A 686-nucleotide genomic window follows, 5' to 3' on the forward strand; every position below is an offset into this window, starting at 1 on the left:
GTGGCGCGCGCTCGTCGTCGACGGCGGGCTGCGCGCGGGCGCGACAGTGCTGATCATGGGCACCGGTGGCGTCTCGATCGCCGCGCTTCAGATCGCCAAAGCGATGGGCGCGACGGTGATCGCTACCTCGTCCTCGGGCGCGAAGCGCGAACGCCTCACAGCGCTCGGTGCCGATCATACCCTCGACTACCGCGAGATGCCCGAATGGCCCCGCGGTGCGTGATCTGACCGGCGGTCTCGGCGTCGATCATGTCGTCGAGATCGGCGGGCCGGGCACGCTGCCGCAATCGATCGCGGCGGTGCGCGTCGGCGGGCATATCGCGCTCATCGGTGTCCTCACCGGGCGCGAGGGGCAGGTGCCGACAATGGAGCTGATGCGCAAGCAGGCGCGGCTCCAGGGGCTGATCGTCGGCAGCCGGCGCGATCAGCAGGATTATGTGACGGCGCTGGAGGTGACCGGCATCCGGCCGGTCATCGACAGGAGCTTTGCCTTCGAAGAGCTGGCCGACGCCTTTCGCTACCAACTAAGCGGCGCGCATTTCGGCAAGATATGCGCCGAATGGTAGGCGGAGACTGATCCATGATTCGGCTCGGGCTCGCGAACGCGGCGACGATCGAGGCTCTGGCGTGGATCGCACGGCGGCGCATGCCGGCGATCGCATGCGGCTATCTCGAAAGCGGGACCG

General features: G+C 68.2%; 2 protein-coding genes. Both read left to right on the plus strand.

All coding sequences use genetic code 11. From position 1 onward, the window contains the following. Nucleotides 1-223, plus strand: a 223-nt coding sequence (locus tag MOV61_RS30520) for a zinc-binding dehydrogenase (RefSeq protein WP_309493885.1), incomplete at its 5' end; no start/stop codon positions are given. Further along, entirely contained in the window at nt 216-566 is a 351-nt protein-coding gene (locus MOV61_RS30525) for a zinc-binding dehydrogenase (protein ID WP_309493886.1), read from the plus strand. The genes MOV61_RS30520 and MOV61_RS30525, both read left to right, overlap by 8 nt. Nucleotides 567-686: the final 120 nt, after the last annotated feature.

The organism is Neorhizobium sp. BETTINA12A (assembly GCF_023006485.1).
GTDB lineage: Bacteria > Pseudomonadota > Alphaproteobacteria > Rhizobiales > Rhizobiaceae > Neorhizobium.